Raw genomic sequence first — 24,295 nt, 5'->3', positions numbered from 1 at the left:
GCACCAGAACTAACTGGCTGCTTTTGTTCGCTCGTTCATTCGTTCTAAAGTAATCCACGTGCGCCTAATGTGCTGGTGCAATCGCATTGTGTGCTCGCGCACCAAACGGCTCGCAAGATCGCCATCTCGTGCTTCCAACGCTTCAATAATGTGCATATGATCGGCAACAGAACGTTCTGCCCGATCATTTTCGCCCATAGCCCGCCGCCTCACCGCATGCATGTGCAGGAACATCCCATCAGCCGTCTCTTTCAAAAGAGCACACTGTGAGATTTCCAAAATCCGTTGGTGAAATTTGATGTTTGCTTCTGAATATTCTTCGATGTGCGCATTGGCTGCGCTGACCGAATAATGGGCTGCTAGCTCTCGCAAGCTGGCGATATCTTCGTCGCTTGCAACGTCGCTTGCAAGCCGGATCGCCATGCTTTCTAAAGCTGCCCATAGCACAATCATTTCAAGTATTTCGGTCATTGATTTACGCCGAACGAAGACACCTTTACGTGGCTGTATCTCAACAAATCCGTCCATTTCCAAACGGGTCAACGCCTCACGCACTGGCGTTCTAGAAATACCGAGTTGCTCAGCAAGTTTACGCTCATCAAGCCGCAAGTCGGTCGCATCATCATAGATATTCATATCCATAATCGCTTCTCTCAACACCTGATGGATGTGATCCTTCAGCGTGAAAGTTGACGGTATTGGTTTGAGTTTTTCACTAATAGACAACGCGAAACGCACCACAGATATTAATAATAGTTAATGTGGTATACCACATACACAGCGACTAGATGTCAACATCTGATCGCTGATTTTCGCATTAAATTTTCTGCATTCGAACAAACGAGAACTTTAATTGAGATCAAAATGCCACTACATTTGACCTAGAGACCACAAGTTGGCACAAGCAGAAACGATAGTTTCTTGAAGGACTTAAAATGTCAAAAAGCCGCAACTTCTATAACTTACACGAACATGGCTTTTTACGTGTGGCAACGGCAACGCCCAATGTTGTGGTGGCTGATCCTGTTTCTAATGGCGCGGCAACGCTCGAGCTTTTGGAAAAGGCACATGATGACAATGTAAGTCTCGTGATTTTTCCAGAGCTTGGCATTAGCGGCTATACGCTCGATGATCTCTTCTTCCAAGATGCCGTGCTGGATGCGTGTGAGGCAGCGCTCGGAGAGCTTGTCGAAGCGAGCTTAAAGCTTGCCCCCGTCTTCGTTGTCGGCATGCCGCTGCGCGTTCATTCGCTGCTTTATAATGTCGCCGTAACAGTCCACCGCGGCGTTGTCTTAGGCGTCACACCTAAAATGTATCTGCCGAATTACCGCGAGTTTTATGAGCATCGCCAATTCACAGCAGGCACAAACATCAACGCAAATACAGTCTTGCTCGCGGGACAAGAAGCGCCGTTCGGCGATGATCTCATCTTCCAAGCAAGCGATATCGCAGACTTCACCTTTGGTGTTGAGGTTTGTGAAGATGTTTGGGTGCCTGTGCCGCCGTCGTCTTATACAGCAATGGCAGGCGCGCATATCATTGCCAACCTATCCGCAAGCAATGTGACAGTTGGAAAATCCGACTACCGCCATGCCTTATGCCGCGTGCACTCTGCCCGCAATTACTGTGCTTATCTCTATTCCGCAGCAGGCCGAGGTGAATCCACCACCGACCTTGCTTGGGATGGTCACGCCATGATTTATGAAAATGGCGCTTTGATGGGTGAATCAGAACGCTTCTCCCTTGAACCACAATTGGTAAGTGCGGATATTGACCTTGAGCGGCTACGCCAAGAACGTATGCGCCACACAACCTTTGCTGATTGTGCAGGCCATGAAGGGTACAAGGCGGTTCGTCGCATTTCCTTTGCTTTGAAGCCCAACCGTCAAGAAGATTTGGGCCTTCGTCGTCCTCTGGACCGTTTTCCTTATGTGCCAAATGAGGATGCGAAACTGGATGAACTGTGTTTTGAAGCCTACAACATTCAAGTGGCAGGTCTTGCAAAACGGCTAAAGTCGGCCTCGATCGACAAAATCGTTGTCGGCATTTCTGGCGGACTTGATTCAACACAAGCGCTATTGGTTGCAGTTCAAGCCTTTGATGAATTGAGCATCAGCCGCAAGAACATCCTCGCCTATACCCTGCCCGCTTTTGCAACATCCACTAAGACGAAATCATCAGCATGGGATTTGATGACGGCGCTGGGGGTTACAGCGTCAGAAATTGATATGGAGCCAGTTTCCAAACAAACGCTTTCAGATATTGGCCACCCTTATGCTGAGGGTGAAAAACTCTATGACGTGACCTTTGAAAACGTGCAAGCAGGTGCCAGAACGGCAACATTGTTCCGCTTGGCAAACCATCACAATGCTTTGGTTCTTGGTACGGGTGATCTATCAGAACTCGCCCTTGGTTGGTGCACTTACGGTGTGGGCGACCATATGAGCCACTATAACGTCAATGGTTCAGTCTCTAAAACGCTTATCCAGCACCTCATCCGCTGGGTCTCAGTGTCTGAGCGATTTGGCAAGGATGCATCAAGCGTGCTTGAACGTATTTTAGATACGGAAATTTCGCCTGAACTCGTGCCCGCAAGTGATGATAACAACGACAAACCAGCGCAACGCACCGAAGATTATATCGGCCCTTATGAGTTGCAAGATTTCAATCTTTATTACATCTCCCGCTTTTCGCTGAAACCGTCAAAGGTCGCGTTTTTGGCGATGCATGCGTGGGGAGATAAGAAGCAAGGCCATTGGCCGCCGCACATGGAAGATGATGCAAAGAATGAGTATTCGCTCAAAATCATCCGAAAATGGCTGCGTGTGTTCTTGTGGCGCTTCTTCCAAACCAGCCAGTTCAAGCGCTCTGCTGTGCCTAACGGGCCGAAAGTAGCCTCTGGCGGCTCACTGTCACCGCGCGGCGATTGGCGTGCACCCTCAGATAGTTCTTCGGCTGTTTGGATTAAGCAGTTGGAAGATAACGTTCCAGACAAATAAAAAAGCGGCCTTAAAGCAGGCCGCTCTTTTTAATTAGAAGTTTAGTTCGTGTGGCGCTTATTGCTCAACAGGTTCGTAAAACAATGCATCAATGTCATCGTTGTTCAAGCCTGAAAATGTGCCATTTGTTGAAGAGGCTTCAACGTTTGCTGTATTTGTATTTTGTTTTTCAGCAAATGCACCGCCTGTAAGAGCGAATGAAGATACGATCAATGTTGCGATAAGAGTTTTCATAATGTTGTCTCCTGAGCTTAATTTCTGTTTTTGTCTTCCCGACAATATTAATTTGGGAACAGGAGCGATCACTTACAATTCAAACAAAACCAAGATTATCACGACCAAAAGTAACGCGTTCGTGAACAGCCTATTGCAACGCCTATTTCCAAAATCCACCCAAGCAGACGCTTAACGCCCTAGGGCCAAAAATCTAAAGCGGGTCAATATCACCGCGTTCCCAGCCTTCGCGACACTCATTATAATAATCAGCAAAACGGCCCTGCTCGATAGCATCACGCGCGCCTTGCATCAGGGTTTGGTAGTAAGCCAAATTATTCCACGTCAAAAGCATTCCGCCCAGCGCCTCATTGGCACGAACCAAATGATGCAAGTAAGCACGACTATAACCGCTTGATGCTTCACAGTCGGCTTGATCATCCAGTGGGCGGTGATCTTCTGCGTGGCGGGCGTTTTTAAGGTTCACCTTGCCAAAGCGTGTAAAGGCTTGTCCGTGGCGCCCTGCCCGTGTTGGCATAACGCAGTCAAACATATCCACGCCGCGCGCGACCGCTTTCATCAAATCATCCGGCGTTCCAACACCCATGAGATAACGGGGTTTATCTGTTGGTAGCAGCGGGCATGTGACATCAAGCATAGACATCATCACCTCTTGCGGTTCACCAACCGCAAGCCCGCCGATGGAATAGCCTTTAAGGTCCAGCCCCTTTAATGCGAGTGCCGAGCGTTCGCGCAGCTTCTCGTTGTCACCGCCTTGGACGATGCCGAACATCGCTTGTTGCGGGCGATCACCAAAAGCAACTTTACAACGCTCCGCCCAACGAAGGGAGAGTTCCATAGCGCGTTCAATGTCATCAAACTCACTTGGAAGTCCGACACATTCGTCCAACTGCATTTGAATATCTGACCCAAGCAGACATTGAATTTCGATAGACCGTTCTGGCGTCATCTCGTGCTTGGAACCGTCAATATGAGATTTAAAGGTAACACCTTGTTCCGTGAGCTTACGCAAGGTGGCAAGGGACATCACCTGAAAACCGCCTGAATCCGTCAAAATAGGATGCGGCCAATTCATAAACTTATGAAGCCCGCCAAGCCGCGCCATCCGCTCAGCACCAGGGCGAAGCATCAAGTGATAGGTATTACCCAGCACCACATCGGCACCAAGATCACGCACTTGATTTGGATACATCGCCTTGACGGTCGCAACTGTACCAACGGGCATGAACGCGGGCGTTCTAATGTTTCCGCGATGGGTGACTACCTCACCGCGACGTGCATTGCCATCTGTTGCTTTGAGATTGAATGAAAAAGGAACACTCATGGATAAACCTATCGCAAATTATCCGGCAAATCTGCACGCCATAAAAGCGATGCGTCGCCGTAAGAGTAAAAACGGTAGCCGCTGCTGATCGCATGGCTGTAAGCTGTTTGCATGGTCTCAAGCCCGCAAAAGGCAGATACCAACATAAAGAGAGTTGATCGCGGGAGATGAAAATTGGTCATCAACATATCCACCGCGCGAAATTGATATCCAGGTGTAATGAAAATATCTGTCGCATCATGATAAGGCTGGATGGTGCCGGTTTCATCGCTCGCACTCTCAAGCAAACGTAAGCTTGTGGTACCAACCGCAATAATCCGCCCACCATTAGCTCGCACCGTATTAAGAGACGCCGCGACTTCAGGTGAAATTTCGCCGATCTCCGCATGCATTTTATGAGTTTCGGTATCATCAACCTTCACTGGCAAAAACGTACCCGCACCCACATGAAGGGTGAGAAAATGGCAAGATACGCCTTTGGCTTTCACCTTCTCAAGCAAGCGCTCGGTTGTATGAAGCCCCGCCGTCGGCGCTGCAACCGCGCCCGCCTTATTGGCATAGATCGTTTGATAATCTGCTGCGTCCTGCTCATCTTCACCGCGTTTTAACGCGATATAAGGCGGCAATGGCATATGTCCGACGCTCGCAATGGCTGCATCAAGCTCCGCGCTGGCTTTCGAAAAGCTCAGCGTCACCTCGCCGCCGTCTACCTTCTCGCTCACAGTTGCTTCCAAATCGGCAAAAACCAGACGATCACCAATTTCTAATTTCTTGGCAGGTCGCGCGAAGGCTTTCCATTCGTTAGCGCCTGTTCGCATGTGAAGGGTCAAGGCAATCTTCGCTTCAATCGGCCCTTTGGGACCAGAGCGAACGCGCTTACCTTCGAGCTGTGCTGGAATGACTTTCGTGTCGTTGAACACAAGCGCATCACCCTCACGCAAAAAGCCAACCAAATCCAAAACACTATGATCACTCAAGGCATCTTCTTTATGAGGATTGACCACCAAAAGCTTCGCCTCATCGCGCGGCCGCGCAGGGCGCAGCGCAATGGCCTCTTCCGGTAGATCGAAATCAAATAAATCGACACGCATTGTCGAAAACCTTCACAATTGTCCAAAAAAAATGGCTCCCAGCACGCTGAAAGCCATCCTTAATCGTCTTATCAACCAAACTAGAGGTCGGCTGCAACCCGTGATGTGATAATTTTATCAGGGTCAGATACAGGTTCACCGCGTTTGATGTTGTCGACATTTTCCATGCCTTCAATCACTTCACCCCAATAGGTGTACTGACCGTTGAGGAATGACGCATCGCCAAAGCAGATGAAGAACTGTGAGTTCGCACTGTTCGGGCTCTGAGAGCGTGCCATAGAACAAGCACCACGGCCATGATGGCCATCGTTAAATTCTGCTGCAAGATCAGGTTTGTCTGAACCGCCAGTACCTGTGCCTGTTGGGTCGCCGCCCTGTGCCATAAAGCCTTCAATAACACGGTGGAAAACCACGCCGTCATAAAATCCTTCACGGGACAATTCTTTGATCCGGTTTACGTGGTTTGGAGCCAAATCTGGGCGCAGTTTAATTTTCACTGTGCCAGCCGTTGTTTCCATTACCAAAGTGTTTTCCAAGTCGTCCATTCTTACCACCTTTTAGTTAGTCGATATTTGTCGTCCTATTTGAAAATAGGTCTGGTTATTTTGAGACAATAGTTGCCTTCGTGATTTTGTCGCGCGTTGCTACTGGCACTACGCCACCCTGCCCTTGGCCGCGTTCAAGTGCGTCAACCGCATCCATGCCACTGATAACGCGCCCAAATACTGTGTATTGGTTGTTCAAGAAATGACCTTCATTGAACATAATGAAGAACTGCGAGTTCGCGCTGTTTGGATTTTGCGTTCTAGCCGCACCAACGATACCGCGATCAAACGGAACATTGCTAAATTCGGCAGGAAGGTCAGGTTTATTAGAACCACCAGAGCCAGTACCAGTTGGATCGCCACCTTGCGCCATGAAACCTTCTAATACTCGGTGAAAAACAATACCGTTATAAAAACCTTCAGCAGTCAGCTCTTTAACGCGTTGCACATGCTTTGGCGCAACATCAGCTAAAAGTTCAATTTCAACCTTACCTTCGGTTGTTTGCAATACCCAAATATCTTTCGCAAATGCTTGCACGTGGGCTACAGATACAAACGCCAATGAGAGGGCTGCGGCAGAGGCCGTCTTCAAAATTTTTAGCATTGAGTTTCCTTTATAACGAGAAGTAACCAGACCTATTTCAAGTCAGGCAAATTTTTGTTGGAGGGCTTTTTTGACCGATACCGGCACAAATGACGAGATTTCTCCACCCATACCTGCGATTTGACGCACAAGCGTGGCAGTAATGGGGCGAACTTCAGGGCTTGCTGGCACAAAAACAGTGGTGATGTCAGGTGCCATTGCGCCATTCATACCCGCCATCTGCATTTCATAATCTAAATCGGTGCCGTCACGCAGGCCGCGAACAACGATGGAAGCCCCCTGTGAGGCAGCTGCATCGACGAGTAGATTATCAAAGGAAACAACGTTGATCGTGGCTTTTGCTAATGCTGGCGTTTCAGCCACCACATCTGCAATCATTTGCACGCGCTCATCAAAGCTGAAGAGAGGTTTTTTACCTGGATGCACACCAATGCCAACAATCACTTCATCAGCCAGCGCAACGCTCTGCACAAGCACATCAACATGGCCGTTGGTTACAGGGTCAAATGACCCAGGATAAAATGCAATCCGTTTCATGGCCGTGGTGATAGCCTTTGTCCAATCATTCTGCAACGAAAAAGAGGGAAATTCGCCATTTCCCTCTTTGCTATTGTTAATTTTTAAACGTCACCTCGAGGTGCGTTACTCAGCAGCAGGGGTTTCATTTCCAGCTTCTGGGTTGCCATCTGGGCTACCTTCTGGTGCGCCGCCTTCAGCATCATCTTCTGCATCGTCATCATCACCAACATCAGAAATCCGCTCTACAGAGACAACGCGCTCGTCATCTGCTGTTGAGAAGACCGTGACACCTTGTGTTGATCGACCCGCAACGCGAATGCCGTCAACAGGTACGCGGATGAGTTTACCAGCATCAGTTACCAGCATAATTTGGTCACTCTCTTCAACTGGGAAGGAACCAACCACATCGCCGTTGCGTGCAGAAACTGTCATGGCAGCGATACCTTTGCCGCCACGGCCTGAGACGCGATACTCATAAAGTGAGCTTCGTTTGCCATATCCGTTGACTGAAAGTGTCAGCAGATACTCCTCAGCAGCACTCAAGTTTGCATAGCGTTCTGTATCTAGTTGACCAGATGCTGCTGCTTCATCCTCATCAGATGGCGCATCGTCAGCGACCCCTTCAATCAAGCGTTTTTGCTTGAGGTACAAGGTGCGTTCTTCCGGTGTTGCATCCACATGGCGCACCACTGACATAGAGATAACTTCGTCGCCATCAGCCAGATTGATACCGCGAACACCCGTTGAATCACGGCTTTGGAACACCCGCACATCGGTTACTTGGAAGCGAATACACTGACCGCGAGCGGTTGTGAGCAAGACATCATCATTTTCAGAGCACGGTTCTACGCCCAAAATATCCATGTCTTCGTCAAGTTTCATCGCAATTTTACCGTTGCGATTGACCGACACGAAGTCAGACATTTTATTACGGCGCACAGTACCGCGATTTGTCGCGAACATAACACCGAGGCTATCCCAGCTTTCCTCATCTTCTGGCAGCGGCATGATCGTGGTGATCCGCTCATCTGGTTGCAGAGGAAGCAAGTTGACCAGTGCCTTACCGCGCGCATTAGGAGCAGCGAGAGGCAAACGCCAGACTTTCATCTTGTGAACAATGCCGCGCGATGTGAAGAACAAGATTGGTGTGTGGGTATTTTCAACAAACAGACGGGTTACAAAATCCTCGTCTTTGAGCGAAGCACCCGAACGCCCCTTACCGCCACGTCGCTGCGCACGATACGTATCAAGTGCCACGCGTTTAATGTAACCACCGTGGGTAACAGTGATCACCATATCTTCGCGCTGGATCAGGTCTTCATCTTCAAGATCTGCACCACCTTCGAGAATTTCAGTACGGCGTGGCGTTGCGAATTCTTCTGAAATTTCAGTAAGTTCGTTCGTGATGATCGCCATAACACGTGCGCGAGAGCCGAGAATTTCAAGGAAATCACGGATCATCGCACCGAGCTTATTCAGCTCTTCATCAATCTCGTCACGACCAAGCGCTGTGAGGCGTTGGAGGCGTAGATCGAGGATCGCGCGGGCTTGTTCTTCTGACAGCATATAGGTGCCATCTGTTTCCAAGCTGTGGCGCGGATCGTCGATAAGCTCAACCAATGGCGCGACGTCTTTCGCAGGCCAACGGCGTTCCATCAATCCGGCACGCGCCGTTGCTGGATCAGGCGCATTACGAATGAGCGCAATCACTTCATCAATGTTTGCAACCGCAATCGCCAAACCAACCAACACATGCGCCCGTTCGCGCGCTTTATTAAGCTGGAATTTTGTACGGCGTGTAACCACTTCCTCGCGGAAATTGACAAAAGCGCGCACCAAATCAAGCAGGTTCATCTGCTCAGGCTTGCCGCCATTAAGGGCTACAATGTTACAACCGAATGAAGATTGCAGCGGCGAGAAGCGATAAAGCTGATTCAGCACCACATCAGGCACCGCATCGCGCTTCAACTCAACAACAACACGCATACCAGAGCGGTCACTCTCGTCGCGAATGTCTGAAATGCCTTCAACCCGCTTATCACGCACCAATTCAGCGATCTTCTCGATCATGCTGGCTTTGTTCACCTGATACGGAATTTCAGAAATAATCAGCGCATCGCGGTCTTTGCGAATTTCTTCCACTTCAACACGGCCACGCATAACAACGCTACCACGGCCCGTATTATAAGCAGAGCGAATGCCAGAACGGCCAAGAATTTGCCCACCTGTTGGGAAATCTGGACCCGGCACATATTCCATCAAGCCTTCAATCTCGATAGCAGGGTCTTCAATATAAGCCTTACACGCCGAAATCACTTCACCCAGATTGTGCGGCGGAATATTGGTCGCCATACCAACCGCGATGCCGCCAGACCCGTTGACCAAAAGGTTCGGGAATTTTGCCGGTAGAACCGTCGGTTCCATTTCGGAGTTGTCGTAGTTTTCTTGGAAATTGACTGTGTCTTTGTCGATGTCATCCAAAAGCTGATGAGCGACCTTTTCAAGACGAATTTCCGTGTAACGCATCGCCGCTGGTGGATCACCATCCACAGAGCCAAAGTTACCTTGACCATCTGCCAACGGTAAACGAAGCGAGAAATGCTGCGCCATGCGCACCAAAGCGTCATAAATCGCGCTATCACCATGGGGGTGATATTTACCGATCACATCACCAACAACACGCGCAGACTTGCGATATGGCTTGTTCCAGTCATAGCCATTTTCGTGCATAGAATAGAGAATACGACGGTGAACAGGCTTCAAGCCATCACGCACATCTGGTAAAGCACGACTAACGATCACGCTCATGGCGTAATCAAGATAAGAGCGCTTCATCTCATCAATAATGGAAATGCCTTCAACACCGCTTGGGAGATCGCCTGAAGGGTTTTCAGTTTCTTGGTCTGACAATGGTTTGCCTATCGATAGGGTTTGCCTAATGGCAAATTTTTGTAAATGTGCGCCATATCCACGACACACGAGTTGATTCCCATCAATTATAGGCTATCCTGCCCTTGAACACCAATTTTGCAACCAATCAGAGCCTATATTTTACCTCGATATTTCAATAATTTAGAAGATATCCAGAGGTAATAAAAATAAGCTGCATTGCATGTTGCTTATTTTGCTTAGCAATCGCTTAGAATCAGAGGTACCCCATGCCAATCGAATGGCTCATAAATTCCTTTACAACACTGTTTGTGATCATGGACCCAATCGGCCTTGCGCCGATATTTTTAGCCCTGACAATGGGTATGAGCAATGCAGATCGACGGGCAATTGCTTGGCGTGCGTCTTTGGTATCTGCCGTAATTTTGATTTTGTTTGCGCTGGTAGGCGGCGCATTCCTTGAAACACTCGGCATTTCCCTACCCGCATTTAGAATTGCAGGTGGTTTACTGCTGTTTTGGACCGCCTTTGAGATGATTTTTGAAAAGCGGGTGGAACGCAAGACCAATGCGGCTGAACGCACTGTCAGCAAGTCAGACATTCAAAACCTCGCGGTCTTCCCGCTCGCCATCCCGCTCATGGCAGGACCGGGCGCGATTTCAGCAACTGTGCTTATTGCATCAGGGCAAAGCGGATGGATCGGCCTTGGCTATTTGATCGGCTTGATTTTGGTCATCGTCGCGATTTGTTACGTGGTCTTTCTAGCATCGACCGGAATTGACCGCTTTCTCGGCGACATGGGCCGCACGCTGCTCTCCAGACTGCTCGGCGTTATATTGTCCGCCCTCGCCATCCAGTTCATCGCTGATGGCGTTATTGCAATTGCTGGGGCTGTTTAGAAGGATTGGCAGAATGAACCGTTTCACTCGTCCCTGTGGCTCATCACGTCCCCGTGCATTTTTGTTCGGATTGCTTCTCACTTTAATATCGCTCCAACCTGCATCCGCCGACAGCTCCTCCCCACTCCTCGCCGCCTTTTATGACCGACAAATGGCAATCATCGACGGTGTGGCTTATGCGTGGCAAGGCAACGACACGCCAAAGCGTGTAACAGATGAAGCCATCCAAGTTGGTGTCGGGCGTTCGGCTTTCTATGTGCTCAATCGTTCACATGAACTGCACCGCTATAATGATGATTTTCAACAGCCAGAACTTTTGATGAGCAGTGTTGTAAAATTTGCGGCGGGGCGCACAGGCGTGCTTGCAACAAAGGCCGATGGCTCTCTCTGGCTGATCGCCTCTTCTTCCACGAAAAGCACAAAGATTGCCGACAATGTGGACACGGCAGCCGTTGGCGATGGGGCAAATTACTACATCACGAAGAGTGGCGGCTTATTCGTCAAAGGCAAAGCACACCGAGGCCAATATGGGGATGGCAGGCTTAAATCAACCGACGAATTCGTTGAAACCGCGTCGCAAGTCTCTCAAATTACAGCCCATACAGGCCACGCGATATTGCTCAATGATAACGGCGAAGTCTTAGGAACCGGCGGCAACATTTTTGGCCCCGTTGGAAAACACGGTTTAGGCGATAAGGCTATCAAGTGGAGCAAGATAATGGGCGGCGCGAAAGGTATCGCGACAGGCTCCTCACATTCGGTGGCCATCAGTCAAGACAACACGCTGTTTGCTTGGGGCAGCGAATATGGCGTCGAACCAGTCGCGGTTATGAAAGATGTGCAGGCCGTGGCGGCTGGTTCATCGACGACCATTGCCCTGACGCAGGATGGTAGGCTTTGGCAATGGGCGCGCGGGGAAGATGCGGAGATAGTTTTGTTGGATTGAGTGGTACGGTTATGCTTGGGCCGTCTCAATCAATTCGAAGATACCGTCTTGATAAAACGTTTCGCCCCAAATGGGGTGATTAAATGCCATTATATAACGAAATTTTCCATCCCCCTCATCACGGTGCTCAGCGAACAACTTGCCTGGAGTGAGAATTGACGGCACCGGCATATTAAAGCTTAGAAAACGCAGAAAATATCCAGTGCTTTCAAAACACAAGCTTTTACCTTCGGTCCAGATGCGCATTTTTGTATGCAGCATTTTCTCTCCTTGGGCACCCACAGCATCCATCAACCCTTGGTCCTTCGTGACCACCTTTGTCGTCTGAACAAGCTGGTTACTACCATCAGGAAAGGTAAACTGCCTATGCCAACACCTTAAGCCATTTCTTGTTGGCTCCACACTCACAGTCGTTGTTACATTCTCCCCTTGTTTCCAGACAAGAGGCGCTCCCAACAATCGGCTTAAATGTGCGAATACGCCCCCAATCAGAGAGCGCCTTACACAGCCTGTTCCTCTAAACACTGTGGCTGATGGCGACGTCAGTAATCTATCCATTCGTGCGCGAACTGTCGGGTGCACATTTTGCCAGCCTCCCTCCACCAAGGAACGGAAATCATTGTGAAGGGCGCTGTCTTCAGGTTGATTAAATTGTTTTATTTCTTCAGCCGTGTGGTTGTTCAAAATCACTCCTTAAAGATCGAGCCTCTTGCTCAAGCGGTTTGTGCAGCAGGTTTTTTACAAAATACGCCGCCCCTTTTTTAACGGCAAATCTTTGCAATGGCTCAAAATACCAAACTGGATCAATTGCACGATCGAACGCAACTTTGAGTGTTACCCGCGTTTCATTTTCGCTGATGGGATCCAATGTTAGTTCAGTGCCATGAAGCTTCATATAGCTAGCAATATAGCTGGTATCTTTAATCGTAGTTTTGAAGTGATTATCTGCGACCTTTGCAAAGGTTACCTCAATATTTCCCCTGTGAGTGTTTGTTGCAAACCACCGATGATATTCAAATTCATAAGTACGAGTTTCCCCTTCGTCTAAACGAGCACTGCCGACTTTCTTAGGCATTGGGAACAACCATAGCATCCAATGCCGTTTGGCTTTCGGTTCTGCAGGTCGTTCGATCCGTCGTTTAATATCCGCAACGCTGCTCGCAATTATTTGCGTGTGTGTGACTTCGTTATAACGATTAAAAGTCGTTACATCTGTCGCACCTTCAAGGGAGACAAGGGCAACAATAAAAGGAATCACGTGAGCATTCATGGACCCTTTGCCGTAACGATAGAAGAAATAGTCGGAGATAAAGGCAATCAAAAAACCGACGAAAAATATCGGCATAAACATAATCACGCACACATAACCTTCCATCAAAACGAGTGATGAACCGAACAGAAATATCAACCCGACCCGCAAGTTATTCCAAAAGCGCCTTAGCCAAGTTGAACCATCGGTTTGAGGGGTAAAATAGTACAGAATCATCGACAGACCAAAAGGCCATGCAATGTAGAGCAAACTGCTATGAAATGTGTCCGTCCATATTAAAAAGCGTATAAAAAAAAGAGACAGCCCAAAAGATAAAAACAACTTGAAGTAAGGTGTCGCTCTATCGTGTTCCTTTAAAAACTCCATGAAACACCTTCCGATTTACATTCAAATAAATATTTATATAATCTTCAAAAAATCGCGCATTTTTTCATATTTATACTGACATGATTCAAATTCAAGGTAACCCATATCAATAAATTTGGCAAAGCTCTAAATAAAAACACTTCCAATTTATCACAAAAATTCAAACCACACAGCACCACCCTCACTCAGGCAACACCACCGTCATTTCCTCGCCACCCAGCCCGTGCACCTTATCACCAGCACGAACGGTGACGGACTTCACGCCAACAGGCACCTTGATCACATCTGAACGGGTGAAGGGTTGTTCTTCGACATGGGGGTGATGCAGGATGCGGGTGCCGAGAACTGTGCCATCTGGCGAAACCACATCCCAGCGGTCTGCGTAATGGTCCCAGCCTTCGTCGCCATGTTTTACGGTTACATCAAAGCGATAGGTATTAGCTGCGGTTTTGCTGACTTTAACGCCAACCACATCAGCTGGTCCCGCATAAGCCGACGCAGGGAATAAAGGGGCGGTTACACCAATCACAGATGCAATCAATATTTGCATTAAACGCATAACCGAACCCTCTTGTTGTAATCAGCCAACGAGCGGCCAAAATTCACTCAAAAGCAGGTCGCCTTAAAATGGAATTTCATCATCCATATCATCAGCAGGACCGCCCATTGGAGCAGGAGAACCCATAGCGGCTCCACCAGCTGCAGCGCCGCCCATTTGGCCACCGCCGCCGCCATAGCCAACTTGACCGCCGCCGCCATAATCACCACCACCGCCGCCGCCGCCTTGATTGTCGTTACGACCATCAAGCATTGTTAGGTTTGAGCTAAAGCCTTGCAGAACAACCTCAGTTGAATAGCGGTCTTGGCCTTGCTGGTCTTGCCATTTGCGCGTTTGCAATTGACCTTCAAGGTACACTTTAGAGCCTTTGCGCAAGTAGTTTTCAGCCACTTTACAAAGACCTTCTGAGAAAATCACAACACGGTGCCATTCGGTTTTATCACGACGCTCACCAGTGTTTTTATCACGCCAGCTCTCACTGGTCGCAATGCTTAGATTAGCGATAGGGCGACCATCTTGTGTACGCCGAATTTCAGGGTCCGCACCCAGATTACCAACCAGAATTACTTTATTGACACTACCAGCCATATCGACCCTCACTTATACATTTAGCCCTGTCATCATGTGACCAAGCAGAAAGCTTCCATTTGGCGCAGACCATAACAGGCCAGCCACCTCCCCGCGCCCTAGATTATCCTTTTCCACAGTCCGTTTTGCAAGCATTTTGTTCCCTTATTGTTCCTTTCTCCGCAAAAGATGATAAAACACTGTGAATCAGCGTGGAAAAATCGCAACAAAGTAACATCAAAGCCCTCGACAAAGTGGCCATGCGGCCTAAAACATCTAAGAAGAACAAACTCTCAGGATTGTGCCAGTGGCAACTTTTGCAAACGAACAGACAAGAATGATCACCGTCAAAGGCGCACGGGAGCATAATCTTAAAAACGTCGACCTAGAAATTCCGCGCGATCGGCTGGTGGTGATGACGGGTCTGTCTGGATCTGGCAAATCATCGCTCGCGTTTGATACCATCTATGCTGAAGGCCAGCGCCGTTATGTGGAGAGCTTATCGGCCTATGCACGCCAGTTTTTGGAAATGATGCAAAAGCCGGATGTTGACCAGATTGATGGCCTGTCACCCGCGATTTCCATTGAGCAAAAAACCACGTCCAAAAACCCGCGATCGACTGTCGCAACCGTCACCGAGATATATGACTATATGCGCCTGCTTTATGCACGCACAGGCATTCCCTATTCGCCAGCAACGGGCCTACCGATTGAAAGCCAAACCGTCAGCCAAATGGTGGACCGCGTTATGGCGCTGGAAGAAGGCTCACGGCTTTATCTGCTCGCGCCCATCGTGCGCGGCCGCAAAGGCGAATATCGGAAAGAAATGGCCGAATTGATGCGCAAGGGTTTCCAGCGTGTCAAAATTGATGGCGAGTTTTATGAGATCGCTGATGCACCTGACTTAGACAAGAAATTCAAGCACGATATCGACGTGGTGGTAGACCGTGTTGTGGTGCGCGATGATTTGGGCACCAGACTAGCAGATTCACTAGAAACCGCCCTTCGCCTCGCCGACGGATTGGCCATTGCTGAACTTGCCGACAAGCCCTTGCCAGCAGACGAGACAGCGGGCGTCAATAAATCCAAGAATGAGACCCACGAGCGGCTGATTTTCTCAGAAAAATTCGCCTGCCCCGTATCCGGCTTCACGATTACGGAAATCGAGCCAAGGCTTTTCTCGTTCAACAACCCCTTCGGTGCCTGCCCGCGCTGTGATGGCCTTGGCACAGAACGCCGCGTGGATGGGCAATTGGTAGTGCCTGATGAAAGCGTCAGCATGGCCAAGGGGGCGATTGCGCCTTGGTCGAAGTCGACCTCGCCTTATTATATGCAAACGCTGGAATCCGTCTGCCGCCATTTGGGCGCGAAAATGTCGACGGCTTGGGAAAAGCAACCGGAAGAACTGAAGCAAGCAATTTTGTTCGGCACCAAAGACACCGTCACCTTCACTTACGATGACGGGTTGCGGTCTTATAAGACCAAAAAGCCATTCGAAGGCGTCGTCAATAATTTGGAACGCCGCTGGCGCGAAACGGAATCGAATTGGTCGCGTGAAGAAATTGAAAAATTCATGGCTGCCACCCCATGCGAAGCCTGTAACGGCAATCGCCTAAAACCCGAGGCTTTATGCGTCAAACTTGCAGATTTCCACATCAGCCAAGTAGCGCAACTATCAATCCGCAAGGCGAAGGAGTGGTTTGACGCCCTTCCCGATCAGTTAAATGACAAGCAAAACGAAATCGCATCACGGATTTTGAAAGAAATTAGGGACCGACTGAAGTTCTTGGATGATGTAGGGCTTGATTATCTCACCCTGTCCCGCAACTCCGGCACACTTTCAGGTGGTGAAAGCCAGCGTATTCGTTTGGCTTCTCAAATTGGCTCCGGTCTCACGGGTGTTCTTTATGTTTTGGACGAGCCATCCATCGGCCTACACCAACGTGATAATGCCCGCTTGCTTGTTACGCTCAAGCACCTTCGTGATCTTGGAAACACGGTGATTGTTGTTGAACATGACGAAGACGCTGTGTTGACTGCCGATTATGTGGTCGATGTTGGCCCAGCGGCTGGCATTCATGGCGGGGAGATTGTTGCTAAAGGTACACCGCAAGAGGTGATGGCGAACCCGAATTCGCTGACGGGCCAATATCTATCCGGCACAAAAATGATTCCCATGCCGGAAAAACGTCGCAAACCAGACAAGAAGCGCCAAATTCGCGTTGTCGGTGCGCGTGGCAACAATCTGAAAAATGTAAGCGTTGATATACCGCTTGGTCTTTTCACCTCAGTGACGGGTGTTTCAGGCGGCGGAAAATCTACCCTCCTGCTCGACACACTCTATAAAGCCGTTGCCCGCAAGCTCAACAATGCTCGCGCCACACCAGCCGAACATGACCGAATTGAAGGTTTGGAGCATCTTGATAAGGTGATCGACATCGACCAATCGCCAATTGGTAGAACGCCAAGGTCCAATCCCGCCACTTATACAGGTGCTTTCACGCCAATTCGAGAATGGTTTGCCGGATTACCGGAAGCAAAAGTGCGTGGATATGCGCCTGGGCGATTCTCTTTCAACGTAAAAGGTGGCCGTTGCGAGGCTTGTCAGGGCGATGGCGTCATCAAAATCGAGATGCATTTTTTGCCAGATGTCTATGTGACGTGCGAAGAATGCAACGGAAAACGCTATAACCGCGAGACTTTGGAAGTGCAGTTCAAAGGAAAATCCATTGCCGAAGTGCTGGATATGACGGTTGATGAAGCTGTCGAATTTTTCTCTGCCTTCCCTGTCGTGCGCGACAAATTGACGACATTGCAACGGGTTGGCCTTGGTTATGTGAAGGTGGGCCAGCAGGCAACCACGCTATCAGGTGGTGAGGCACAGCGGGTAAAACTGGCAAAAGAGCTTTCAAAACGCGCCACTGGCCGCACGCTCTATCTTTTGGATGAACCAACAACTGGTTTGCATTTTCATGATGTCGCTAAGCTATTGGAAGTTCTCCATGAATTGGTAGAGACGGGCAATAGCGTCATCGTCATTGAACACAACCTTGAAGTAATAAAAACTGCCGATTGGGTAATAGATTTAGGCCCAGAAGGCGGTGACGGCGGCGGAGAAGTAGTTGCAATTGGCCCGCCTGAGAAAATCGTCGATGAACCGCGCTCTTATACAGGTCAATTTTTGAACGAGGTCTTGAAAAGACGCTTGGGAACACCCCATGCGTCTCACAACGCAACAGCAGCAGAGTGATTTTTAGACTTTATTAACAAAGTTTAGCTAATCTAATTCTAACGTATGGCGAGGTATGCTTCTGGCGCATAGCTGACATTCTTCTTTTGCGCTGCACAATAGAACTGAAGTTGCCTATATAAGGTTCAACAACAAGGCGCGAACCAATTGCGCCACCCAAGAGATACGAAGCGAGACAATCCTCCTCCCAGTCGACCTTCGTTGTTAGATGAACTATCCTCCTCCCAGTTCATCTATAAGTAAAACGCCCGCTGCATCCTCCTCCCGCAGCGGGCGATTTTTTTTGGCCAAAGCCAATTCTCCTAAACATCAAAACATTGAGCATCAGCAAGCTGAGATCGCATAAACAGTTGCGTTCATCATCGAGTGCGCATAATTTGCACTCTCTTTGACAAGCCCTCCAAATCAACGGACGCGATAATCACCATGACCGAACAATCACCTATTCACATTATCGGCGGCGGGCTTGCAGGCAGCGAAGCAACTTGGCAATTGGCTGAGCGCGGACAAAAGGTCATTCTCCATGAAATGCGCCCTGTTCGCAAAACCGACGCGCACCACACAGATGGTTTAGCCGAACTCGTTTGCTCCAACTCTTTTCGCTCAGATGACGCAACTTCAAACGCTGTCGGCGTACTTCATGCTGAAATGCGCTTGGCTGGTTCGCTGATCATGAAATCAGCAGACGCAAACCAAGTGCCTGCAGGTGGTGCTTTGGCCGTTGATCGGGTTGGTTTTTCTGACGCGGTAACAAAAGCGCTCGAAGAACATCCAAATGTGACAATTTCGCGCGAAGAAATTGGCGAACTACCGCTGGATGACTGGGGCCAAGTCCTAATCGCGACTGGTCCGCTCACCTCTGACGCTTTGGCTGAACAAATCCGCGCAAAAACGGGCGAAGAAGAACTCGCCTTTTTCGACGCAATCGCGCCCATCGTGCACAAAGAAAGCATCGACATGGATCAAGCGTGGTATCAATCACGCTATGACAAAGTCGGCCCCGGCGGAACGGGCGCTGATTACATAAACTGCCCACTCGACGAAGAGCTATACAACGCCTTCATGGATGCGCTGACAGAAGGCGACACCACCGACTTTAAAGAGTGGGAAGCAAACACGCCCTATTTTGATGGCTGCCTGCCGATTGAGGTGATGGCATCGCGTGGGCGCGAAACTCTTCGCCACGGTCCGATGAAACCGATGGGCCTCACCAATAAACATGATCCAGAGGTTAAACCCTATGCCGTCGTGCAACTGCGCCAAGATAATGCGCTTGGCACGCTTTATAATATCGTTGGTTTTCAAACCAAGCTGAGATACGGCGCGCAAGCTGACATCTTCCGCATGATACCAGGCCTACAAAACGCAGAATTTGCCCGCCTTGGTGGCCTGCACCGCAACACGTTTTTGAATTCACCGAAATTGCTCGACGAGACATTGCGCCTGAAAAGTGACCCGCGCATTCGTTTTGCTGGCCAAATCACGGGCTGCGAAGGCTATTTGGAATCGGCTGCAATCGGCATGCTAACAGGCCGTTTCATGGCCGAAGAAACACAAGGCACAACGCCAAGCTTACCGCCAGAAACATCGGCGTTCGGCTCCCTGCTTGGGCATATCACTGGCGGTCATATCGCGGATGAAGGCAAAGGCTCAAAACGCTCATTCCAACCAATGAACATCAACTTTGGCCTCTTCCCGCCAATCGAAGTGCAAAAGCCAGTTGACGGCAAACGCTTCAGAGGCAAAGAAAAAGCCCGCGCTAAAAAGCTCGCCATGGCAAACCGCGCTTTAGCCGACACAAGAGCATGGCTTGGTTTGGAAGCTTCAGAAGCGGCCGAGTAAACCGTCTTTTACTGGAATAGATTGAAAGACGTTTCAGGCGTTAGAAAGATCATTCTTGGCTCATCAGGCAACGTGTTTATCGAAACATTGATCGCGTTATCGTTGCGAGTTTCAATGAGGTGCCGACCTTGCATCTCTTCCAAATAGGACAATAAGGTGCGCTTATCATGCCAATGCATAGGCAGAATAATCCGCACCCCAAGGCGCTTAATCAGGCGGTCAATATCGTCATGGCTTAGAGTTTGAATACCGCTTATCGGCATCATCAAAACATCAAGGCGACCAATTTCTGCCAATTGCTCTTGTGATGGGTATTCATGCAATTGCCCTAAATGCCCGATGCACAACCCATCCGTCTCATACACAAAAATCGAATTTTCATCAGGCCGAAAGCCTGTTGCCTCAGAGGTGAAATCAGTTGTGACATTGCGAACAATCGTGTCATTTATCCGCACATAGTGGCGGGAAGGCTCACCATCCTTGGCCCACCCTTGGAGCACATGCTTGATGTTCTCATCAGGTTCAAACGTAAAATGTCCGGTGTGAACTGTATTCATCGTGGCAATATCTGGCAGCTGTTTTGAACCAAGAAAGCCCGTGAAATCCGTCGCAATATTCAAACCAGCAGATGTTTCAATTCTGAATGACGAATGCGCCAAATAAGTGATGGTTACGTTTTGCTTGGATTGAGCCAAAACAGTGCCATCGTTGAAGGACGCCTGCTTAATCCCATTTTCAAACTGCGCAACAGGCCTGCAAAAACTACCTTGTGAGCTTTGGGCATAAACGGGTGCTGTCCATACGGCACTAAGGGTTAGAAGTGACGCACATATTCCAGAAAATCGCATTGGTTCCTCAATTTCATTATCCAAATTATGAATTTCAGCCGCTGGGGCTCTCGGCAATAAAAACCGAGCATTTCATGCTCGTATCGAACACAACGGTATGAGAGCAAACCGCCTGCAAATTTGCAAGCATTAGGAATTTAATTCAGACAAAACAAAGGAGCATAATTAAATCAGCAGAGCATGTGACCTATATGACCACACTCAGATCCCGCCACGCCATAGCGCCCATTGCGCTTTAAGCTGAGAAAGCTGCACGGGGCGATCCAAGAGTGTATCGATATTTTTCTCAATTAACTTGAGATACGGCTCAATCATAACAACGGGAAGAAACACCGGCTTTACATCTCGTGGTAACATACGAGCCGCATTGAGTGCTTTGTCTCGGTGTTCGCGGGCAAGGTTGCTGAAATGAACGATTGCCTCACGTAAAGCGGGCGACATTTTACCTTCGGTCAAATCGTCACGCGCGGTGCCAAAGGAGGCTAATAGATCACTTGGCAAGAACACCTGCCCTCGCCTTGCATCCGCGCCAAGGTTTCGAAGTGTCACCATTAGCGAATAAGCAACACCCGCATGACCAGCAGCATCAGCCAATGCGCTTTGTTGATCACTTGATGCAATCAGTGCTGAAAGTTGAAACAGCAACGAGGTCGTCTCACCCGCATAGACTTCAAAATCTGCCATTGTCGGCATGAGATCGTGATAAAGGTCAAAAGCGCGAGCGAGCAGGATCTTGTCGAACGTTTCGCTGGATAAATCGTGCTTTTCAATCACATCAAGCAGCAAGGCAGCCAAGGGATTGGCCCGCGCATCGGCGGATTTTTCTTGAATCGCATCCCGCCACCATTGCAGGCGAATTTCGCCAGGTATCGGCTCACTCACCACATCGCGGATGCGGCTAATTTCAGCGTTAAAAGCATAGAGGATCGCTACATCTTCGCGGTAATCTGCGGGAAAAAGCAAGCTTGCCAGAAAGCGGTCGCGGTCATGCTGGCGGAGTAACTCCGTCGCCTCCGTCAAGCTGGAACGATCATGCGCCATAATCAATCAACCGCGATTAAACCGCAGCCGACCGCGCGGTTTTCGCCTAAAAGCACATTGTAAGTTCGAATAGCCGCCCCTGTGCTCATTGGATCAACGACTATGCCGCTGCCTTGAAAAAGAGCGCGGATTTCTTTGGGCATTGGCAAAAAGTCTGGACCAAGGCCGAGCAGAAAAACATCCAAGCCGCTATCACCCAACACCCGTTCAAAATGCTCAGGTGTTAGCTCGCTCGCATCTTCAATATGCCAAGCAAAAATGCCTTCAGGCAAACACAGGATAGAACCTTGATGCGACATCTCGGCAAAGCGAAAGCCGCCATTGCCATAGGCTTCTACTGGTGCGCGGCCTGGGAAATGCGCTTCGTGCATTTCAATGCCGCGCGAGCCATGGTGTTCATCCATCATACTTCAACAGCTGGTCCGGCACTATCTTCACCCTCTTTCTCAACGCGCGTCTGGTCAATTTGACCTGGACGAAGGTTCATCAAGATCAAGAACGGCGCCGCGATAAAGATTGAAGAATAAGTACCAATGATCACACCCCAAATCATGGCGAACGTGAAGGATTGGATCACCTCACCGCCGAGGAAATAAAGCGATAAAAGCGCAAGCAATGTAGTGACAGACGTCAAAGTTGTCCGTGACAATGTTTCATTGATCGCAAGGTCGAGCACCTCAGCCACTGGCCGCTTTTTGAATTTGCGCAAATTCTCACGAATACGGTCATAAACAACCACCGTATCATTGAGCGAGTAACCAACGATTGTCAGCACCGCCGCAATGGTTGAGAGGTTGAAATCGAGCTGTAAGAGCGCAAACAAGCCAATGGTGATGATCACGTCATGTGTGGTTGCAACCACAGCGCCAACAGCAAAGTGCCACTCGAAGCGGAACCAGATATAGACCAACACCGCAAACAAGGCTGCAAGAACAGCAATAGAGCCTGCTTGTGTGAGCTCTTCAGAGACACGTGGTCCAACCACCTCGACACGGCGATATTCAACGTTGTCTTCACCCAAGGAAGCGCGAACCTTCTTCACAGCCTCTTGCTGGGCCGCCTCGCCGCCATCTTGTTGCTGAATACGGATCAAAATGTCATTTGGCGCACCAAACTCTTGAACCTCAACATCACCCAAACCCAATGAACCAAGGTTCGATCTAATTTCGGCAATGTCCGCAGGACCGTCAGTGGTTTCGATCTCCACCAAAGTACCGCCTCTAAAGTCGATACCGAGGTTGAGGCCATTCACCAAGAACAGACCAAGTGACAAGACAATCGCAATGATCGAGATTGGAAAACTGAACTTACGGTCTTTCATGAATTTAAAAGTCGTATTGTCTGGAATGAGGTTCAAAATCCAACGCAATGACAGCGTTTTTGGACGTGAACGCAAAATCCATTTTGCAACGATAAAGCGTGAGAAAGTGCAGGCACAAAAGACCGTGGTGATAATACCAATAGCAAGCGTGACCGCGAAACCTTTAACCGGACCTGAGCCTAAGAAGAACAGGATAACAGCCGCGATAAACGTTGTAATGTTCGCATCCAAAATTGTGCCGAGAGCTTTTGAATAGCCTTCTTGCACCGCATTCACTGTTTTGCGTCCAGCTCTAATTTCTTCGCGAATACGTTCAAAAATCAAAACGTTAGCATCCACCGCCATACCAACGGTCAACACGATACCCGCAATACCCGGAAGGGTAAGCGTCGCGCCAAGGAATGAGAGGACTGCGATAATCAGGGAGATATTGGCCGCGAGAGCGATATTCGCGACGACGCCAAACTTTGCATAAACCAGCACCATGAAGACGATGACCGCGATCGCGCCGACAACAGCCGCGATGAAACCAGAATCAATATTATCTTGACCAAGACCCGGCCCAACGGTGCGTTCTTCGATCACAGTAAGATCGGCAGGCAAAGCACCAGCACGCAGAAGGATCGCGAACTGATTGGCGGATTCAACAGTAAACTGTCCTGAGATTTGACCAGAACCACCCAAAATCGGTTCTTGAATAGTCGGCGCTGAAACAACCTTGTCATCCAGAACAACCGCGAATGGACGGCCAACATTTTCCTGTGTAGCACGGCCAAATTTTCTGGCACCTGCTGTGTTGAAGCGGAATGTAACAACAGACTCGTTGGTTTGTTGGGTGAAGGCAGGCTGCGCATCAACCAGATCATCACCAGATACAATAGTACGGTCATCAACGAGATATTTAAAGCCAGCAGCGCGCTCTTCTTCACTGTGCGCCTCTAGAATGCTGGAACCTAACGGTGGGCGTGTCGCTTCTGCTTCAGCAACAGTGACAGATTGATCCACCATACGGAAAGAAAGCTTCGCTGTTTCACTCAACAGTGCTTTCAAACGCTCTGAATCGCCAAATCCAGGCACCTGAACTAGAACACGGTCTGTGCCTTGACGCTGGATGGTTGGTTCTGTTGTACCAAGCTCATCAATACGGCGACGGATTACTTCAACGGATTGCTGAACCGCAG

General features: G+C 49.3%; 21 protein-coding genes. 5 read left to right on the top strand and 16 right to left on the bottom strand.

What is annotated here, in order from left to right; translation table 11 throughout:
* Positions 1 to 9 precede the first annotated feature (9 nt).
* The gene (locus tag ABJO30_10680) at positions 10 to 738 is read right to left on the bottom strand and encodes a GntR family transcriptional regulator (GenBank protein MEP3233282.1); all 729 of its coding nucleotides are present in this window, start codon (positions 736 to 738) and stop codon (positions 10 to 12) included.
* Positions 739 to 935: 197 nt separating this feature from the next.
* Between ABJO30_10680 and ABJO30_10675 the strand changes: the two genes are divergently transcribed.
* A complete protein-coding gene (locus tag ABJO30_10675) occupies positions 936 to 2,999 on the top strand; it encodes an NAD(+) synthase (protein ID MEP3233281.1) in 2,064 nt (687 codons plus the stop codon).
* A gap of 57 nt (positions 3,000 to 3,056) precedes the next feature.
* Here ABJO30_10675 and ABJO30_10670 read toward each other — a convergent pair whose 3' ends face one another.
* The 7 genes from ABJO30_10670 to gyrA form a co-directional block, all read right to left on the bottom strand.
* Positions 3,057 to 3,233 carry a hypothetical protein gene (locus tag ABJO30_10670; protein ID MEP3233280.1) on the bottom strand — a complete coding sequence of 59 codons (177 nt, stop codon included), beginning with the start codon at positions 3,231 to 3,233 and terminating at the stop codon, positions 3,057 to 3,059.
* A gap of 193 nt (positions 3,234 to 3,426) precedes the next feature.
* Positions 3,427 to 4,557 (bottom strand): tRNA guanosine(34) transglycosylase Tgt, encoded by a 1,131-nt coding sequence (gene tgt, locus ABJO30_10665; protein MEP3233279.1) that lies wholly within the window; start codon positions 4,555 to 4,557, stop codon positions 3,427 to 3,429.
* An 8-nt stretch (positions 4,558 to 4,565) separates the two neighbouring features.
* Entirely contained in the window at positions 4,566 to 5,648 is a 1,083-nt protein-coding gene (queA, locus tag ABJO30_10660; protein ID MEP3233278.1) for a tRNA preQ1(34) S-adenosylmethionine ribosyltransferase-isomerase QueA, read from the bottom strand.
* 80 nt (positions 5,649 to 5,728) lie between these two features.
* Positions 5,729 to 6,202 carry a peptidylprolyl isomerase gene (locus tag ABJO30_10655; protein ID MEP3233277.1) on the bottom strand — a complete coding sequence of 158 codons (474 nt, stop codon included), beginning with the start codon at positions 6,200 to 6,202 and terminating at the stop codon, positions 5,729 to 5,731.
* Positions 6,203 to 6,248: 46 nt separating this feature from the next.
* Entirely contained in the window at positions 6,249 to 6,797 is a 549-nt protein-coding gene (locus tag ABJO30_10650) for a peptidylprolyl isomerase (GenBank protein MEP3233276.1), read from the bottom strand.
* Between the two features lie 42 nt (positions 6,798 to 6,839).
* On the bottom strand, positions 6,840 to 7,334 hold the full coding sequence (coaD, locus tag ABJO30_10645) for a pantetheine-phosphate adenylyltransferase (protein MEP3233275.1): 495 nt from the start codon (positions 7,332 to 7,334) through the stop codon (positions 6,840 to 6,842).
* A 105-nt stretch (positions 7,335 to 7,439) separates the two neighbouring features.
* Positions 7,440 to 10,226 (bottom strand): DNA gyrase subunit A, encoded by a 2,787-nt coding sequence (gene gyrA / locus ABJO30_10640; GenBank protein MEP3233274.1) that lies wholly within the window; start codon positions 10,224 to 10,226, stop codon positions 7,440 to 7,442.
* A gap of 248 nt (positions 10,227 to 10,474) precedes the next feature.
* Here gyrA and ABJO30_10635 point away from each other — a divergent pair, with 248 nt between their 5' ends.
* Positions 10,475 to 11,104: a MarC family protein gene (locus tag ABJO30_10635; GenBank protein ID MEP3233273.1), complete on the top strand. Its 630-nt coding sequence runs from the start codon at positions 10,475 to 10,477 to the stop codon at positions 11,102 to 11,104.
* A gap of 13 nt (positions 11,105 to 11,117) precedes the next feature.
* Positions 11,118 to 12,050: a hypothetical protein gene (locus ABJO30_10630; protein ID MEP3233272.1), complete on the top strand. Its 933-nt coding sequence runs from the start codon at positions 11,118 to 11,120 to the stop codon at positions 12,048 to 12,050.
* Between the two features lie 9 nt (positions 12,051 to 12,059).
* Here ABJO30_10630 and ABJO30_10625 read toward each other — a convergent pair whose 3' ends face one another.
* From ABJO30_10625 to ABJO30_10610, 4 genes are all read right to left on the bottom strand, one after another.
* Entirely contained in the window at positions 12,060 to 12,740 is a 681-nt protein-coding gene (locus ABJO30_10625; protein ID MEP3233271.1) for a DUF4166 domain-containing protein, read from the bottom strand.
* The gene (locus ABJO30_10620; protein ID MEP3233270.1) at positions 12,715 to 13,686 is read right to left on the bottom strand and encodes a hypothetical protein; all 972 of its coding nucleotides are present in this window, start codon (positions 13,684 to 13,686) and stop codon (positions 12,715 to 12,717) included. Before ABJO30_10620 ends, ABJO30_10625 begins: the two co-directional genes overlap by 26 nt.
* Positions 13,687 to 13,867: 181 nt before the next feature.
* On the bottom strand, positions 13,868 to 14,245 hold the full coding sequence (locus ABJO30_10615; GenBank protein MEP3233269.1) for a hypothetical protein: 378 nt from the start codon (positions 14,243 to 14,245) through the stop codon (positions 13,868 to 13,870).
* A gap of 63 nt (positions 14,246 to 14,308) precedes the next feature.
* A complete protein-coding gene (locus ABJO30_10610) occupies positions 14,309 to 14,833 on the bottom strand; it encodes a single-stranded DNA-binding protein (GenBank protein ID MEP3233268.1) in 525 nt (174 codons plus the stop codon).
* A gap of 316 nt (positions 14,834 to 15,149) precedes the next feature.
* On the opposite strand from ABJO30_10610, the gene uvrA reads away from it, so the two are divergent.
* Both uvrA and trmFO read left to right on the top strand, forming a co-directional pair.
* A complete protein-coding gene (gene uvrA, locus ABJO30_10605) occupies positions 15,150 to 18,062 on the top strand; it encodes an excinuclease ABC subunit UvrA (protein MEP3233267.1) in 2,913 nt (970 codons plus the stop codon).
* 426 nt (positions 18,063 to 18,488) lie between these two features.
* Positions 18,489 to 19,904: a methylenetetrahydrofolate--tRNA-(uracil(54)-C(5))-methyltransferase (FADH(2)-oxidizing) TrmFO gene (trmFO, locus tag ABJO30_10600; protein MEP3233266.1), complete on the top strand. Its 1,416-nt coding sequence runs from the start codon at positions 18,489 to 18,491 to the stop codon at positions 19,902 to 19,904.
* A gap of 8 nt (positions 19,905 to 19,912) precedes the next feature.
* Here trmFO and ABJO30_10595 read toward each other — a convergent pair whose 3' ends face one another.
* From ABJO30_10595 to secD, 4 genes are all read right to left on the bottom strand, one after another.
* Complete coding sequence (locus tag ABJO30_10595) at positions 19,913 to 20,752, bottom strand: MBL fold metallo-hydrolase (GenBank protein ID MEP3233265.1); 840 nt, start codon at positions 20,750 to 20,752, stop codon at positions 19,913 to 19,915.
* 201 nt (positions 20,753 to 20,953) lie between these two features.
* Complete coding sequence (locus ABJO30_10590) at positions 20,954 to 21,793, bottom strand: phytoene/squalene synthase family protein (GenBank protein MEP3233264.1); 840 nt, start codon at positions 21,791 to 21,793, stop codon at positions 20,954 to 20,956.
* Positions 21,794 to 21,795: 2 nt separating this feature from the next.
* Complete coding sequence (locus tag ABJO30_10585; GenBank protein ID MEP3233263.1) at positions 21,796 to 22,200, bottom strand: MTH938/NDUFAF3 family protein; 405 nt, start codon at positions 22,198 to 22,200, stop codon at positions 21,796 to 21,798.
* Positions 22,197 to 24,295, bottom strand: a 2,099-nt coding sequence (gene secD, locus ABJO30_10580; GenBank protein MEP3233262.1) for a protein translocase subunit SecD, incomplete at its 5' end; no start/stop codon positions are given. The genes secD and ABJO30_10585, both read right to left, overlap by 4 nt.

The organism is Hyphomicrobiales bacterium, assembly GCA_039973685.1.
Lineage (GTDB): Bacteria > Pseudomonadota > Alphaproteobacteria > Rhizobiales > JACESI01 > JACESI01.
Note: the sequence above shows the minus strand (reverse complement) of the source record. Positions and strands in the feature narration are given on the sequence as shown.